At 38.2% G+C, this 925-nt stretch carries 2 protein-coding genes; both read right to left on the bottom strand.

Going from position 1 to position 925, the window contains the following annotated elements; translation table 11 throughout:
- Positions 1 to 195: 195 nt before the first annotated feature.
- A complete protein-coding gene (locus DLM76_RS21395; protein ID WP_118966539.1) occupies positions 196 to 537 on the bottom strand; it encodes a HepT-like ribonuclease domain-containing protein in 342 nt (113 codons plus the stop codon).
- The coding region (locus DLM76_RS21400) for a nucleotidyltransferase family protein (protein WP_241548338.1) at positions 527 to 925 on the bottom strand (399 nt) is incomplete at its 5' end. The genes DLM76_RS21400 and DLM76_RS21395, both read right to left, overlap by 11 nt.

Genomic DNA, 925 nt, shown 5'->3' on the forward strand with positions numbered 1-925 from the left:
CTAACGAAAGAGTCTCCTCGACGTTGCGGCCGCAAGCGCTTTTGCGCGAGGCGGTTGGCACGAGGTTCGAGTGAGCCTTAGCGCCGTCCCGCGAACCGAAGTGGCAAAGCAATGTGGCTTTAGCCCGGAGTGAGGGTTGCATTAGCAATCCCGAACGGAGTGAGGAGACGAAGTTAGGCGATCGGTCCCGCTTATTTAAGTTTTATTTAATAAATCAGTACAAGCAATTTTTAATGAAGTCAAGCGATTGGTAACAATATCCCAAATGATATCATCATCTATCGAAAAATAGCCATGTGCAAGTATATCTCTTACTCCAGCTATTTTCTTCCACTCAATTTCAGGACGCAAGCTACGTAAGTTTTCTGGAAGTTTCTTTACTGCCTCACCGATAATTTCTATATCACGTTCAACAGCTCTTTTTTTCTCAAGATTACTAATTAGGGCAGATTTCGAGTTTATTCCGAAAGTAAATTTTTCAATCTCATTAATGCTATCAAGTATGTCTTGTAAATAAGCACCATAATCACGCTGCATAAATTACTTCTTCTAAAATTCGCTTCTTAAGATAAGGTTTTATGCTTGATTTAGTAACTAAATCTACCTTGCATTGAAATAAATTTTCTAAATAAAACTTTAAATCCATATATGAATCTAGATTAAGTTGTCCATCGCGATAATTTACAAGAATGTCTAAATCACTATTCTGAGTATTCTCATCTCTAGCAACCGATCCAAATAAACCAATTGAATCTATCCCAAAAGACTGAATAGTCCCAATGTTCTTCCGAATATTCTCTAAAACTTGCTCGCGATTCATAGTATTAATAAATTTGCTAATTCGACTTTCATTTGTCGAGTGAATTTTGTCAGAGAATGAAAGCTTTGCGGGACTGTCGCCTAACGAAAGAGTCTCCTCGACGTT

It is taken from the genome of Leptospira yasudae (genome assembly GCF_003545925.1).
GTDB classification, from domain to species: Bacteria; Spirochaetota; Leptospiria; order Leptospirales; family Leptospiraceae; genus Leptospira; species Leptospira yasudae.

Bases quoted from the DNA above. Each gene is read 5' to 3' on its own strand.
- DLM76_RS21395 (WP_118966539.1), bottom strand. From the start codon at position 537: ATGCAGCGTGATTATGGTGCTTATTTACAAGACATACTTGATAGCATT.